Origin of the sequence: Aquibaculum arenosum (assembly GCF_029222965.1) — a bacterium.
GTDB lineage: Bacteria > Pseudomonadota > Alphaproteobacteria > Kiloniellales > DSM-21159 > Aquibaculum > Aquibaculum arenosum.
The window spans coordinates 26,916-40,688 of sequence record NZ_JARHUD010000010.1; the positions used below are offsets into that span (position 1 = coordinate 26,916).

Annotated in this window: 15 protein-coding genes; 6 read left to right on the forward strand and 9 right to left on the reverse strand. The window is 66.9% G+C overall.

Translation table 11 applies throughout. The features are described from left to right. Positions 1-80: 80 nt before the first annotated feature. Positions 81-725 (reverse strand): uracil phosphoribosyltransferase, encoded by a 645-nt coding sequence (gene upp, locus P2G67_RS14370; protein ID WP_275823944.1) that lies wholly within the window; start codon positions 723-725, stop codon positions 81-83. 46 nt (positions 726-771) lie between these two features. Then, a complete protein-coding gene (locus tag P2G67_RS14375; protein ID WP_275823945.1) occupies positions 772-1,902 on the reverse strand; it encodes an MFS transporter in 1,131 nt (376 codons plus the stop codon). Between the two features lie 95 nt (positions 1,903-1,997). Here P2G67_RS14375 and P2G67_RS14380 point away from each other — a divergent pair, with 95 nt between their 5' ends. Next, positions 1,998-3,161, forward strand: a complete 1,164-nt coding sequence (locus tag P2G67_RS14380) for an iron-containing alcohol dehydrogenase (protein WP_275823946.1) — start codon at positions 1,998-2,000, stop codon at positions 3,159-3,161. A gap of 31 nt (positions 3,162-3,192) precedes the next feature. On the opposite strand, the gene P2G67_RS14385 is transcribed toward P2G67_RS14380, so the two are convergent. The 5 genes from P2G67_RS14385 to P2G67_RS14405 all read right to left on the reverse strand — a co-directional run bounded on the left by P2G67_RS14385 (position 3,193) and on the right by P2G67_RS14405 (position 7,374). Next, positions 3,193-4,332 carry an NAD(P)H-dependent glycerol-3-phosphate dehydrogenase gene (locus P2G67_RS14385; RefSeq protein ID WP_275823947.1) on the reverse strand — a complete coding sequence of 380 codons (1,140 nt, stop codon included), beginning with the start codon at positions 4,330-4,332 and terminating at the stop codon, positions 3,193-3,195. Between the two features lie 97 nt (positions 4,333-4,429). Further along, a complete protein-coding gene (locus tag P2G67_RS14390; RefSeq protein ID WP_275823948.1) occupies positions 4,430-4,711 on the reverse strand; it encodes a hypothetical protein in 282 nt (93 codons plus the stop codon). A 131-nt stretch (positions 4,712-4,842) separates the two neighbouring features. Beyond that, the gene (locus P2G67_RS14395) at positions 4,843-5,412 is read right to left on the reverse strand and encodes a PIN domain-containing protein (protein ID WP_275823949.1); all 570 of its coding nucleotides are present in this window, start codon (positions 5,410-5,412) and stop codon (positions 4,843-4,845) included. A 3-nt stretch (positions 5,413-5,415) separates the two neighbouring features. Further along, positions 5,416-5,871, reverse strand: a complete 456-nt coding sequence (locus P2G67_RS14400) for a helix-turn-helix domain-containing protein (RefSeq protein ID WP_275823950.1) — start codon at positions 5,869-5,871, stop codon at positions 5,416-5,418. A 156-nt stretch (positions 5,872-6,027) separates the two neighbouring features. Further along, positions 6,028-7,374, reverse strand: a complete 1,347-nt coding sequence (locus tag P2G67_RS14405) for an amidase (RefSeq protein WP_275823951.1) — start codon at positions 7,372-7,374, stop codon at positions 6,028-6,030. Positions 7,375-7,467: 93 nt separating this feature from the next. On the opposite strand from P2G67_RS14405, the gene P2G67_RS14410 reads away from it, so the two are divergent. Continuing rightward, on the forward strand, positions 7,468-8,409 hold the full coding sequence (locus tag P2G67_RS14410; RefSeq protein WP_275823953.1) for an ArgK/MeaB family GTPase: 942 nt from the start codon (positions 7,468-7,470) through the stop codon (positions 8,407-8,409). Here P2G67_RS14410 and purN read toward each other — a convergent pair. Together purN and purM are read right to left on the reverse strand one after the other, a co-directional pair. Further along, positions 8,393-9,040 (reverse strand): phosphoribosylglycinamide formyltransferase, encoded by a 648-nt coding sequence (purN, locus tag P2G67_RS14415; RefSeq protein WP_275823954.1) that lies wholly within the window; start codon positions 9,038-9,040, stop codon positions 8,393-8,395. The two genes, P2G67_RS14410 and purN, sit on opposite strands and share 17 nt — an antisense overlap. Then, the gene (purM, locus tag P2G67_RS14420) at positions 9,037-10,086 is read right to left on the reverse strand and encodes a phosphoribosylformylglycinamidine cyclo-ligase (RefSeq protein WP_275823955.1); all 1,050 of its coding nucleotides are present in this window, start codon (positions 10,084-10,086) and stop codon (positions 9,037-9,039) included. The genes purN and purM overlap by 4 nt, the downstream gene beginning before the upstream one ends. A 107-nt stretch (positions 10,087-10,193) precedes the next feature. On the opposite strand from purM, the gene P2G67_RS14425 reads away from it, so the two are divergent. From P2G67_RS14425 to P2G67_RS14440, 4 genes are read left to right on the forward strand one after another with little or no spacing between them, the layout of a single operon-like run. Further along, positions 10,194-11,420: a DUF2066 domain-containing protein gene (locus P2G67_RS14425; RefSeq protein WP_275823956.1), complete on the forward strand. Its 1,227-nt coding sequence runs from the start codon at positions 10,194-10,196 to the stop codon at positions 11,418-11,420. Continuing rightward, the gene (locus tag P2G67_RS14430; protein ID WP_275823957.1) at positions 11,417-11,986 is read left to right on the forward strand and encodes a CDP-alcohol phosphatidyltransferase family protein; all 570 of its coding nucleotides are present in this window, start codon (positions 11,417-11,419) and stop codon (positions 11,984-11,986) included. The genes P2G67_RS14425 and P2G67_RS14430 overlap by 4 nt, the downstream gene beginning before the upstream one ends. Continuing rightward, complete coding sequence (locus P2G67_RS14435; RefSeq protein ID WP_275823958.1) at positions 11,983-13,059, forward strand: AI-2E family transporter; 1,077 nt, start codon at positions 11,983-11,985, stop codon at positions 13,057-13,059. Before P2G67_RS14430 ends, P2G67_RS14435 begins: the two co-directional genes overlap by 4 nt. Continuing rightward, the gene (locus P2G67_RS14440; protein WP_275823959.1) at positions 13,056-13,766 is read left to right on the forward strand and encodes an HdaA/DnaA family protein; all 711 of its coding nucleotides are present in this window, start codon (positions 13,056-13,058) and stop codon (positions 13,764-13,766) included. Before P2G67_RS14435 ends, P2G67_RS14440 begins: the two co-directional genes overlap by 4 nt. Positions 13,767-13,773 lie beyond the last annotated feature (7 nt).

The window sequence follows — 13,773 nt, forward strand, 5'->3', positions numbered from 1 at the left end:
CTGGCCGCCGAGTATGAATTCAGGCGGCAAGCTGCGTCCAGAACGGATTTTTTCGCGGCCCCACCGGCTGACCGGAAGGCTCAGAGCGTGCCGAAAATCCGATCGCCGGCATCCCCCAGACCAGGCACGATGTAAGCCTTGTCGTCGAGCTTCTCATCGAGGGCTGCGGTGTAGACCGGCACGCTGGGATGCGCAGCGGCAAAGGTCTTCATGCCCTCCGGCGCCGAAACCAGGGTGACGAGGCGGATCTCCTCGCGTGCCACACCCCGCTTGAGCAACACATCCACCGCATGGGCCGCAGACCCGCCCGTCGCCAGCATCGGATCGACCAGGATCACCCGGCCCACTTCGCTGGGCAGCTTGATAAAGTATTCGTGCGGCTGCTTGGTTTCCGGATCGCGCCAGAGGCCGATGTGCCCTTCGCGAGCCGAGGGGATCAGTTCGCGCAGGCCATCGGCCATTCCCAGCCCGGCGCGCAGGATCGAAACAATGGTGATCGGCTCGGCCAGCACCGGCGCGTTCATCGGTGCCACGGGCGTTTCGATCGGCTCGCTGCTCAGCGGCAGATCGCGGGTGACCTCGTAGCCGATCAGCATCGCAATCTCCTTGAGGAGCTGGCGAAAGTGGATCGGCTGGGTGTTCTTGTCGCGCATCAGGGTCAGCTTGTGCTGCACCAACGGATGCGAAACGACGGTGAGAGTGGGGAAGTCGTGTGTGGAGCTCATAGGCGTTTTATGAACTGCCGCCGGGATCGTGGCAACCTTTCCGCGTTCAGCGTGGCGCCTCGCGAAACGCGATCCAGGAGACCGTCCCGCCGGCGAGACTGAGCAAGGTCATTGCGAGGAAACTGCCGCCCCCGAAGCCCTCATAGAGCCAGCCCGCGGCATAGAGCATGCCGCCCATAGCCAGGCCTCCGGTCAGCGCCGCATTCAGGGTCTGGGCCGTGGCCGCCAGGCTTGGCGGCGTGTGCCGGCCGATGAGGTGCATGACACCCAGATGCGCCGCGCCGAAAGTCAAACCGTGCAATGCCTGGGCCGGCAGGAGCAGCAGGGGATCGCTGGTGACCGCCAGCAGCGGCCAGCGCAGCAGCCCACCCGCAGCCGCCAAGAGCAGCAGCCCACGCGCGCCCAGGCGTCCCAAGCACCAGGGCGCAGCGGCAAAGAGCGCAATCTCAGCTAGGACGCCCAGGGTCCAGAGCCAGCCGATAAAGGTCTCTCCCAGGCCGGCGGCGCGCCAATGCAGGCTGGCGAAACCGTAAAGCAACGCGTGGCTGGACTGCAGCAGGGCGCTGGCCAGGATGATGGCCAGGAAACGCCGGTCGCGCAGCAGGTGGCCGAAGCCGCCGGGGGCGGAGGCTTCGCGCTGCGGCGGGCTGGGCAGGCTGCAGCCGGCAATCGCCACCAACAGCATCACAGCGATCAAGAGCCAAGGCAGCATGGCCAGGCCGACGATCCCCAACAACCAGCCGCCGCCCGTCGAACCCAGGATGAAGGCGAGCGAGCCCCAGAGCCGCACCCGGCCATAGTCGAAGCCGTAGCGGCGGCCGGCGGCCAGGGTTCGGCTGTCGGCCAGCGGAATGAGCGGCGTGAAGGCGGTGAAGGTCAGCGCCTGCAGCACCAGCAAAACCAGAAAGCCCTCGGCGAAGAGAAAACCGCCATAGCCGACGGCCGCAGCAGCGGCGAGCAGGGGCAGCAGCAACGCGCCGTAGCGCCAGCGATCCGCCGCCTGCCCCACGGCCGGCGTAGCCGCGATGCGAATCCAGGCCGCCAGTGCGAGCAGCAGTCCAATGCGCTCGGCCGAAAGACCCTTTTCCGCCAGCCAGAGCGGCCAGAAGGGCAGATAGAGCCCGAGCGCCAGAAAGACTGCGGCTTGCAGCGCGGCGAAGGGAAAAGCGGAACGCACGGTGATTGGCCCAGCCCTATTTTCTCGTGCCTCGAAAAGGCTGGCAGGATAAGACGAGGGGAAGCAAAGAAAAGGCAAGCTCAAGGGAGAAGCCGATGGTTTCCACCATTCTGACCCCGCGCCAGATCGTGATCGGCGGCGGCGCCATCAAACAGACCGCCGGAGTGCTACAGGCCCTCGGCCTGTCCAAGCCCTTGGTGGTCAGCGACCCCCTGATGGTGAAGCTGGGCAAGGTGGAAGAGCTGACCTCCATCCTCGATGCAGCCGGGCTCAGCCACGGCCTCTTTTCCGATACCGTGCCCGACCCGACCGATACGGTGATCGAGATCGGCGTCGACGCAATCAAGGCCGGCGACTACGACTGCATGGTGGCGCTGGGCGGCGGCAGCCCCATGGACACGGCCAAGGCCATGTCGGTGCTCCACCGCGGCGGCGGCAAGATGCGCGACTACAAGGTGCCGCACCAGGTCAACGAGGTCGGCCTGCCGGTGGTCTGCATCCCCACCACCGCCGGCACCGGCTCTGAGGTCACGCGTTTCACCGTGATCACTGACACGGAAACCGACGAAAAGATGCTGATCACCGGGCTGGGCTGTCTGCCGGCCGCGGCCATCGTCGACCACGAACTGACCTTCACCGTGCCCTTCCGCACCACGGCCGACACCGGCATCGACAGCCTGACACACGCCATGGAGGCCTATGTCAGCCGCAAGGCCAACCTATACAGCGACAGCTTCGCCCGCTCGGCCATGGAGCGCATCTACGCCAACATCCGCAAGGCCTGCCGGGAACCGGACAACGCCGAAGCGCGCGAGCAGATGATGCTGGGTGCGCTGGAGGGCGGCATGGCCTTCTCCAATTCCTCAGTGGCGCTGGTCCACGGCATGAGCCGGCCCATCGGCGCCTTCTTCCATGTGCCGCACGGGCTTTCCAACGCCATGCTGCTGCCGGCCGTCACGGCCTTCTCGGCGCCGGCGGCACTGAAGCGCTATGCGGACTGCGCGCGCTTCATGGGCCTGGTGGATGAGAGCGTTGGCGACCAACTGGCGGTGAACCACCTGCTGGACGCTCTGGGCAGCCTCAACGAGGAACTGGAGGTTCCCACCCCGGCGGATTACGGCATCGACGCCGAACGCTACGCCGAGGTGATCCCGACCATGGCGAAGCAGGCACTGGCCAGCGGGTCGCCGGGCAACAACCCGAAGGTCCCCGACGAAGAAGAGATCGCCGCCATCTACCGCGAGGTCTACGCCGGCTGAGCGGCGACGCGCCAGCAGCCGGGATCCGGCGTCACGATTCTTCGGATCCCGATGTCCCGGAGTAAGGATCGCCGGCGGGATGGCGCAGTGCCACATGCGGCTCCAGCGCCCGGGACTCGCCCCGCAGCGGGCGGGTCAACAGGGCCTGGATGGCGCTCTCCACCGAGCGGCCCTGATGCAATATGGCGTCGACAGCCTCGCAGATTGGCATCTCGACGCCGAGCCGGCGCGCCAGTGCGGTGACGGAGCGCGCATTTTCGGCGCCTTCGACCACCGCCGTCTTGCCGGCCAGGGCCTCCTCCACGCTGCTACCTTGGCCCAGCGCCTTGCCGAAGGAGAAATTGCGCGACTGCTCGCTGGAGCAGGTCAGTGTCAGGTCGCCCATGCCGGCAAGGCCGCTCACCGTCTCCCGCCGCCCGCCCAGCGCCTCGGTTAAGCGTTTGATCTCGGCCAGGCCACGGGTGATCAGTGCCGCGCGCGGGTTAGAGCCCAGGCCTTGCCCTGCCGCGATCCCACAGGCGATGGCGATCACATTCTTAACCGCGCCACCCACTTCCACGCCGACGGGATCATCGGAGAGATAGGGACGGAAGTTCGGCGTTCCGAGCGTCAGCGCCACCTGCGCGGCCAGCCCCATGGGCATCCTTGCCGGATCGGCCATGGAGGCCTCATCTGCGGCAATGGTTACCGCCGTGGGCTGCCCCTCAGCCACCTCGGCAGCGAAGCTGGGCCCGGACAGCACCGCCCAGGGACGCCCTGGCATCTCCTCGCTGACGATCTGGCTCATCAGCGCTCCGGACTCTGCCTCGATGCCCTTGCTGCAGATCACCACGGGAATGCGCGGTGCCAGCAGGGCCTCCACCTCGCGGGCCAGCGCGCGCAGGAACTGCGAGGGCACCACCAGGAGCACCAGGTCGGCGGCAGCCAGGGCCTCGCCCAGATCGCTGCTGACCGTAAGAGACTCGGGCAGTCGATGTTCCGAAAGGAAGGGATTGCAGCCGGTCGCGCGAATCGCCTCCACGGCCTCGGCCTCGCGCACCCACAAACTGGTGGCGCTGCCAGCCCGCTCCGCAGTGAGCGCCAGGGCCGTGCCCCAGGCGCCGCCGCCCACGACGGCCACCCGCCGAAACCTCGGCTGCTCAGCGTGCCCATCTTGTTCTGCTCGTCTCACCTGAACCTCCCGCCCTGCCTGCCTAGATGTTCTTCAAGACGATGGCGGCGGCTTGCCCCTTTTGTTGTCTCAGCAGGACTCGGGCGTTGCGCGCTTCTCAGCGGCGCGGGCGCCCCGGTGCCCCGCCTTCGCGCCGTTCCCGGCGCGGCCGCCCCTCACCGTCCCGCTGACGCTGCTCGCGCCGCGACGGCTCCGGAGGACGGGAAAGCTCTTCCTTGAGGTCGGCGATGCGCTTGTCCATCGCCTGGCGCAGGGCCGGCGCGGCATGCTGCTTCAGGGCAGCACGCTGCTGCTCCAGCTCCGCAAGCTGGCGCTGCTTCTCCTCCCGGGTCCGCTTGATCGGACGGTTGTCGGAAAGCTGGCCTTCGTAGCTGCGCATGACGATTGGTTCCCTGTGATAAAGCGGCTCCAGACACATTGAGCCGAAGCGAAGCGCCGGACCCTAGTCAGAGCACCGAGTCCCGTCAATTGAATGAAAGGGATGCTTCGCCGAGAAGTTCCACGGGCTGCTCAGATCAGGGAGGAGAATGGCTGGATTGCGTCAACTGTGGCGGCCAGCCCCTGCGCGCGCAGCGTGTCAAGATACTCCTGCGCAGATTTCGACGGGTTCCTGAGGCGAAGACGGACCGTTTGCAGTGCACCGAGAAAGGCAGACTGTGACCGGCGAAACTGTTGGGTCAGAAACAGGTCGGGATGATGTGCAACAATGCCCCACGCTTGCAGTGGATCAGCCGGGAAGTCTTTGAGGTTTGCAGTGACTATGATGTCAGCCTTGCCTTTGATAGCCGCCGCGAGGATATGTCGGTCATTGGGGTCCGGCAGGACCAGCGTTTCGATCAAGTGCTCGTACCCGGACACCAGCGCATCGCGGGTGTGGGCGTCCATCAAATCCCGCGTGCGCTCCAAGCGGTCTCGCGTGAGGTCGGAGCGGCTCCGCAACAGCGCGCGAATCCACTCTTCGTGTACTGCCGCAGACCATTTGGCCCGATAAAGATCGGAGACCGCGAGTTCCAAGAGAAGGTCGCGCAGCGGCGCCGGATAAAGGACTGAGGCATCGAGAAAGGCAACGGTGTGCCTCAAAACTCAGTAGCCCATGTCCAGTTCCTGGGCCTCTGCCGCGAGCGCATTGAGTACCTTGCGGCGATCAGCATCGATCGCCTCCTTGTAGCGCATGACGTCATCGAAGCGGACGCGTCGATGCGTGCCCACTTTGCGAAAGGGAATCTTCCTCTCTTCGAGGAGTTGGACTAGGAACGGCCGCGACACGTGCAATAGCTCTGCCGCCTGCTGCGTCGTGAGTTCAGCGTCGTGGTGCATGACGGACACGGGTCGGCCCGAAGCCATGCTTTCAAGGATTTCGGCCAGGAGCTTTACGGCCTCGGCCGGCAGTTCAATCGTGCTCTCCTGGGCTGCGTACCCCGCTCGCAAAGTCAAGGTTTCCCCTGGTTGGATGACCCGAGCCAAGCGCTGCAGCGAATCACGGGCGAGATCCGCCTCCCCCCGGGAGGAAGCCGCATTGGGCATCGCTTCGGCAACCATGAACGCTCTCCTTTCGATCCGCATTCAAGCTACCGCTCCTTCCGCTCAAACGCAATATTCGAAACGAAAGAACCCACCAAAATGCCCGTGCAGATCGCCGCTACATCGGGCAGAGGCTGCTAGCTGACCAAACCTCGATTTTAGGCTAACGCGCCATCACTCTTGCGAAAGCAAGCCCTCCACCGCGGCCGCCTGGCGCAGCAGATCGGCATCATTGCCGTTGCGTCCCATCAGCATCAGGCCGACCGGCAGGCTCCCTGGGGGATGACAGGGCAGGCTGATCCCGCAGAGGTCGAGCATGTTGCCCACGGTCGGGTTGCGCAGGATCAGCAGATTGAGGCGGGTGTATGCCTCATCGCTCTCCAGACTGTCGATGCGCGGTGCCACAATCGGGACGGTGGGCGTCAACAGGGCGTCCCAGTCGCGCAGGCGCCGCTCGGCCGCCTGGATTAAGGCCCGGCGCCCCTCAAGCAGGTCGATATAGTCCGCCGCGGTCATGGCCGCGCCCCGCTCGATCCGGCTGCGCACACGCGGATCATAGCGCTCCCCGGCTCGCCCCAGGAGTTCGCGGTGCCAGTGCCAGGATTCCGCGGCCGGAAAACCGCCCTTGGCGCCCAGTGCCGGCAGCTCGTCCAGTTCCGGGAAGTCGATTTCCTCAATGGTCACGCCGGCGGACGAGAGTCGTGTGAGTGCAGACGAGAAGGCCGCGGCCACAGTCTCGTCCATCTCCTCCAGCATGTAGTGGCGCGGCAGGGCGAAACGCAGACTGCGGAGCGGACGCGCCGTCAGCTCCGGCGGGCGCTCCCCGGCCATGATTGCATCCAGCAGCGCGCAGCAGGCGACGCTGGGCGCCAGCGGCCCGATGGAATCGAGACTGGCGGCAAGCGGCAGCGCGCCCTCCAGGGGCACCCGGCGCGCCGTTGGCTTGAAGCCGACGAGACCGCAGAGCGCCGAGGGAATGCGAACCGAGCCGCCGGTATCGCTGCCGATGGCCGCGACCGCCATGCCATCGGTCACCGAAACCGCCGCGCCCGAAGAAGAGCCACCGGGAATGCGGCTGCGGTCGACGGGATTGCCGGGCGTACCATAGTGCGGGTTGAGCCCGAGGCCGGAATAGGCGAACTCGGTCATGTTCGTGCGGCCCACCAGCACCGCGCCCGCAGCACGCAGGCGGGCGATTGCCGGCGCGTCCTGCTGCGCCGGCGGCGCATTGTCGAGGGCCTGCGAACCGGCACGGGTCACCTCGCCCGCCACGTCGAAGAGGTCCTTGATCGATATGGGAATTCCGGCCAACGGTCCGGCGGCGGCACCAGCGGCGCGCAAGGTGTCGGCCGTCTCGGCCTGGGCCAGGACCTTGTCACGATCCAGACTGACGAAAGCCCGTGCGCCCTCCCCTTGCGGATCGGCAAAGCGCTCCAGCGCCTCTTCGGCCAGCGCCCGGGCGCTGATTTCGCCCCGTTTCAGGCGCTCCGATACCGCCGCGATTCGTCCCAGGCCCTGCATGACACGCCCCCTTTTCTCGCTCGATTCTGCAGGCAAGAGGTTTGCCTCTTTTCCAGGGCTCTGTCACCTTCCGGACCCATGGACACGACGGAATTGGACAGGCTGCGAAGCGAGGGCAAGGCGGGGCTCGCCCGGGCGCTCGCGCGCATCGAGCGCCGGCCGCAGGCACCAGACGTTCTGGCCCTGCTCGATGCGGCCTGGCACCGGCCGCAAGGCCATATCCTGGGCATGACCGGCCCGCCCGGTGTCGGCAAATCCACGCTGACCGGCGCCCTGCTGCGGCGCGCGCGTGCCCAAGACAAAAGCGTCGCTGTGATCGCCGTCGATCCCTCCTCCAGGCGCTCCGGCGGCGCGCTGCTGGGCGACCGTGTGCGGCTCCTCGCAAATCCGGAGGACCCGCAGCTCTTTGTGCGCTCCATGGCGGCACGGGATCGACTGGGCGGCCTGGCCAGCCTCACCTGGAGCGCCGCGATCCTGATGCGCGCGCTCTTCGATGAGGTCATCGTGGAGACGGTGGGGGTCGGGCAGTCGGAAACCGACGTAGCCGGTCTGGCCGACAGCGTGCTTTTTTGCGTGCAGCCCGGCAGCGGTGACTCGCTGCAGTTCATGAAGGCGGGGATCATGGAAATCCCTGACGTGGCGGCCGTGACCAAGGCCGATAGCGGCCCCGCGGCGCGCCGGGCGCTGGAAGACCTGCGCGGCGCCTTGTCTCTGGTCGAGAGCGAAGACCACTGGCCGGTGCCCTGTCTGGCTTGCTCGGCGGAAACGGGCGAAGGCCTGGAGGAACTGGAAGCGGCCCTGCGGAGCCACCGGGACTGGCTGGAGGGCGATCAACGCCTCGCCTGCAAGCGCGAGGCACAGGCGGAGGCCTGGTTGCGCAGTGGGCTTTTGGAAGACTTCGGCCGGCGTGGCTATGCCCGCGTTGCCGACTTTTTGGGACAAACCGAGGGATCGCCCTTTCGTCGCCGCACCGCCTGCGAAGCCGCCTTGACGCAGGAAGCGGCAGCGCCGAACCAGGCTACAGCGGCGGGTTGATCAGCAGGGCATCGTCCCTGCCGCCATCCACGCGCACCCGCTCCCCCTCAAGCGTCAGGCGGCCCTCGGCCAGCAGGCGCAGGCAGTGCGGATAGAGCCGATGTTCAGCCTCCAGCACCCGCGCGGCCAGACGATCCGGATCGTCGCCGGCCAGCACCGGCACCGCCGCCTGGCCAATGATCGGCCCGCTGTCCACCTCGGTGCGCACGTAGTGCACGCTGCAGCCATGCAGCTTCACGCCGGCGGCAAGCGCCCGAGCATGGGTGTCCAGGCCGGGAAAGGCCGGCAGCAGCGAGGGGTGGATGTTGATCAAGCGATCTCGCCAATGATCCACGAACCAGGGCGTGACGATGCGCATGAAACCGGCCTGACACACCAGGTCCACGCCCGCAGCTTCCAGCGTTTCGGTCAGCGCTCGTTCAAAGGCTTCGCGCGAGGGGTAGGCCCGGTGCGATATGGTTTCTCCCGGCACGCCGGCTGCTGCGGCGCGCTGCAGCGCCTGGACGCCGGCGATGTTGGAGAGCACCAGGACGATCTCGGCCGGAAAGGCAGGGTCGGCGGCCGCATCAAGCAGGGCCTGCAGGTTGCTGCCGCGGCCGGATACCAGGACACCGACGCGCAGCCGCGTCACCGCGCCAGGCCTTCCAGCCGCACGCTTGCCGGTCCCGCGCGCTCTTCCAGGCGGCCGAGCAGATAGACCTCCTCGCCTGCCCCACGCAGCGCTTCGCTGACTGCGGCTTCGGCCTCGGGCGCGACCACCAGGACCATGCCGATCCCGGCATTGAAGGTGCGATAGAGATCGTCCGCCGGCACCTCACCCGCCTCGGCAAGCCAATCGAAGACCGCCGCACGCGGCCAGGTCGTCACGTCGATGCGGGCCGACAGGCCCTCGGGCAGCACCCGTGGCAGATTCTCCGGCAGGCCACCGCCTGTGATGTGCGCCAGGCTGCGCACGCCGCCTGCACGAATCGCTGCGAGGCAGGACTTCACATAGATGCGGGTCGGCTCCAACAGTGCCTCGGCCAGGCTCTGGCTCGGATCGAAGGGTGCCGGCGCCGCATAGTCCAAGCCCAGATCGGCCACGACTTTGCGCACCAGGGAGAAGCCGTTGGAGTGCAGGCCGCTGGACCCAAGGCCCAGCAGGATGTCGCCAGGGCGCGCCCCGCTGCCGTCGATCAGGTCTCCGCGCTCCACTGCACCCACCGAGAAGCCCGCGAGATCATAATCGCCCTCGGCATAAAGCCCCGGCATCTCCGCTGTCTCTCCACCCACCAGTGCGCAGCCGGCCTGGCGACAGCCCTCGGCGATGCCGGCTACGATGTCGCGGCCCTTCGCGGGGTCCAGCTTCCCGACGGCATAGTAATCCAGGAAGAAGAGAGGCTCGGCGCCCTGGACCACCAGATCGTTAACGCACATGGCCACCAGGTCGATGCCCACCGTGTCGTAGCGATCGGCGGCGATCGCGACCTTCAGCTTGGTGCCCACGCCGTCGGTGCAGGAGATCAGCAGCGGGTCCTGAAAGCCGGCTGCCTTGAGGTCGAAAACCGCACCGAAGCCGCCCAGCCCGCCGCTGACGCCCTTTCGGGTAGTGGACTTGGCCAGCGGCTTGATCGCCTCGACGAGACTGTTGCCCGCATCGATGTCGACGCCGGCGGCCCGATAGGTGCGCTCTGTCATGCTGCCTCGCGTTTGTCTCGCCCTTCGACTTGCGATAATCAGATAGGCGACCCTGCCCGCCTGCTTGTCGGGCAGGGCGGAGAATAAGCATTCCGAAAGGGCGTGCAATGTCGTTCCCGCGCTTCGTCGGCCGTCTGGCACTCCTGTTTTCCGCGCTGTTTCTGGCCCTGCCCGCCGCGGCCCAGGACCTCTACACCGTCCGCGGCGTCGCCGTCGAGGCCACGGCCTCCGACGCCACTCAGGCCCGCGAAGCGGCCCTGGCCATGGGGCAGAGTCGTGCCTTGCGGCGCCTCTGGGAGCGCCTGATCCCTGCGGACAGGATGGGCCAGGCCCCCTCGCTCAGCAGCGAGCGCATCCTCAACTTGATCGAGGATTTCGGCGTATCCAACGAGCGCAGCGGCGATGACCGCTATTCGGCCGAGATGAGCGTGCGCTTCAAGCCCGGTGAAGTGCGCCGCATCCTGCGCGAGGCCAACGTGCCCTACGCCGAGCAGCGCGGTCCGCGCCTTCTCGTCGTGCCGCTGTTCGCCGACTCCAATGGCACGCGCCTGTGGGAGGAACCGAACCCCTGGCGCGACGCCTGGGCACGCCGAACCGAGGCCGGTCTGGTGCCAATAGAGGTGCCGCTGGGCGATCTGAACGACATTGCCGCCATCGATGCCGCGCGGGCCGAAGCGCTGGACCGCGATGCCCTGGACGCCATTGCCGCCACCTACGACGCGGAGGAGGTCCTGGTCAGCATCGCGCGGCTGAGCGGCAATCCGCAAAGCGGAGATGCGGGATTGTCGATCGAACTACGGCGCATCGGGCCACAGCGCGACGGCGGTCTGGAAATGGCATCACTGCGCCAGCAGGACGGCGAACCGACCCGTCGTTTCTATGATCGCGCGGTGCAAGAGGTCGACGGCCGGGTGCAGGGCGAGTGGAAGCGCGCCAACGTCCTGAGCTTCGACCGGCAGGATGATTTGCTCGTGCGCGTGCCAATCAACAGCTTGCGAGACTGGGTGGAGGTGCGCCGCCGCCTGCAGGGCAGCAGCCGTGTCACTGGCCACGAAATCCGCCACCTCAGCCGCAGCGAGGGCATCGTCTCCCTGGCATTCGTGGGTGGCGAGGAGGAATTGTCCCGCGCCTTGGCAGCCCGGAGCCTGCGCCTTGAGCGCCTGCCCGAGGCACAGCCCGGCTGGCCGAGCTGGGAGCTTCATCTGCAGGCCGCCTATTCCGACTTCGGAGATAATGGAGCTGAAGCGCCATTGGTCGGCGTCGACGCCCCCGACGACCTCCGGCCGGAAGACGACGAAGGCGACCAGCGCCGGGCTGACGACGTCCTGCAGTGAAGCCGGCGGGTCTGCTGCCCTGGGTGCCGAACCTGATCACTCTGGCCCGCTTTCTGGCGGTGCCGGGGCTGGTCTATTTTGTGCTCCTGGGCCAGACGGCCGCCGCCTTCTGGATCTTTGTGGCAGCCGGTGTGTCGGATGCGCTTGACGGCTTGATCGCCAAGCGCTGGCACTGCGTCACCCGTTTGGGAACCTTCCTTGACCCCCTGGCCGACAAGGTTCTGCTTGTCGCGTCCTACGTCACCCTTGGCATGCAGGACTATATACCGCTCTGGCTGGTGATCCTTGTGGTCTCACGCGATCTCATGATTATCGGCGGGGCGGTCCTCTATCACCAACTGACGGACGACCTGAAGCCGCGCCCCTTGATGATCAGCAAGGTCAATACAGCGATGCAGATCCTCCTGGTTGCCGTTATCCTCGCCCAGCCCGGACTTGGCATCGCCCTACCGACAGTGATCGACAGCCTGCTGATCTGGGCCACCGGTCTGACCACACTGCTCAGCGGTGCGGCCTATGTCATCACCTGGGGCGGCGCCGCTATGCGTTCGGAGAATCGGGAATGAACGCGCGTTGGACGGCAGCATTCTGGGTTGTCCTTCTTGTCGTGTCGCTGCTGCTCCTGGACGCGCTTAGCGGAATTCTGCTGCCCTTTGTCGCCGGCATGGCCGTGGCCTACTTTCTCGACCCGCTGTGCGACCGCTTGGAGCGACTGGGTCTGTCGCGCACCCTGTCCACCTGGGTGGTGACGATCGTTTTCGGTCTGACCTTCCTGCTGGTGCTGGCCTTGATTCTGCCGGCCGCCGTGTCCCAGGTGGCCGATCTGGCTCAACGCCTGCCCAGCTTGGTCGAGCAGGCGCGCGGCGCGGCAGAACAGCTGCTCCAGCGCCTCGACTCGCGTATAGCCGGCGATCTTGTCGCCCAGGCCCAGGATGCCATGTCTGGCTCCGTCGGCAATGTCGCCTCCCTTATGGCTGAAACCGCAACGCGGCTGCTGTCCGGGGGCGCAGCGGTGATCAACATGCTGGGGCTGATCTTCCTAACCCCTGTCGTTTCCTATTTTTTGCTGCGCGACTGGGACCGGATGGTGGCGAAGGTGGATTCCTGGCTACCCCGCCCTCAGGCGCCGACCATACGCCGCCTGGCCCGCGAAGTTGACGAGATACTCTCCGGCTACGTCCGCGGGGTTCTCACCGTTTGCCTCGCCCTTTCGGTCTTCTATTCGGTGGGACTGACCCTCGTGGGGCTGCCATCGGGGCTGATCATCGGCCTGACCGCGGGAATGCTCTCCTTCGTTCCCTTTCTCGGCGCCGTGGTCGGCTTCCTGCTGTCCGTGGGACTGGCGCTGCTTCAGTTTGACGATTGGCTGAGGATCGGTGCCGTGATGCTGATCTTCTTTGCCGGGCAGGCGCTGGAAGGCAACGTGCTCACACCCAAGCTGGTGGGCGACCGCATCGGTCTGCATCCGGTCATCGTGATCTTTGTTGTGCTGGCCGGCGGCGTCCTCTTCGGCTTCCTGGGCGTGCTGCTGGCCCTGCCGATCGCGGCCGTGCTCGGAGTCGGTGCGCGCTTCGCCCTGCAGCGCTATCTGGCCTCGCGCCTCTACCGCGGCGATCGTACCGGAACCCCGCCGCCATGAACGCGACGCAACAGATTCCCCTCGCGCTGGAACCTCGGCCGGCGCTGGGCCGGGAAGATTTCCTCGTGGCGCCCTGCAATGCGGTGGCCGCCGGCTGGATCGACGCCTGGCCCGACTGGCCGGTGCCACTGGTTACCCTGGTTGGTCCCGCGGGGAGCGGCAAGACGCATCTGGCCCAGGTCTGGCGCGCGCGCAGCGGAGCGGCGGAACTCGATCCGGCCACAGGCGATGCCGCAGACCTGACCGAGGCCTTGGGCGAGGCCCATGCCGCGGTGGTAGACGATGCCGAACGCCTGGCCGGGCAGCCAGCCGGCGAACGCGGGCTCTTCCATCTCTACAACCTGATGCGCGAGCGGAGCGGGCATCTGCTCCTGACCGCGCGCCATCCGCCCTCGCGCTGGTCCATCACCTTGCCGGACCTTCGTTCGCGGCTGGAAAGCGGCGCCGTTGCTGCACTGGGCGAACCCGACGACGCCCTGATGGGTGCCTTGCTGGTCAAGCTTTTCGCCGACCGGCAACTGCGCCCCGGTGCCGGCGCGATCGACTATCTGCTGCTGCGCATGGAGCGCTCCCACGCCGCCGCCTGCCGGCTGGTGGCGCGGCTGGACCAGCGTGCATTGGCAGAACGGCGGGAACTGCGCCTGCCGCTGGTCCGGGCTGTCCTGGAGGAAACAGAACGGGAAGACGCCAGCGCCGAACGGAGCTGACGCACGT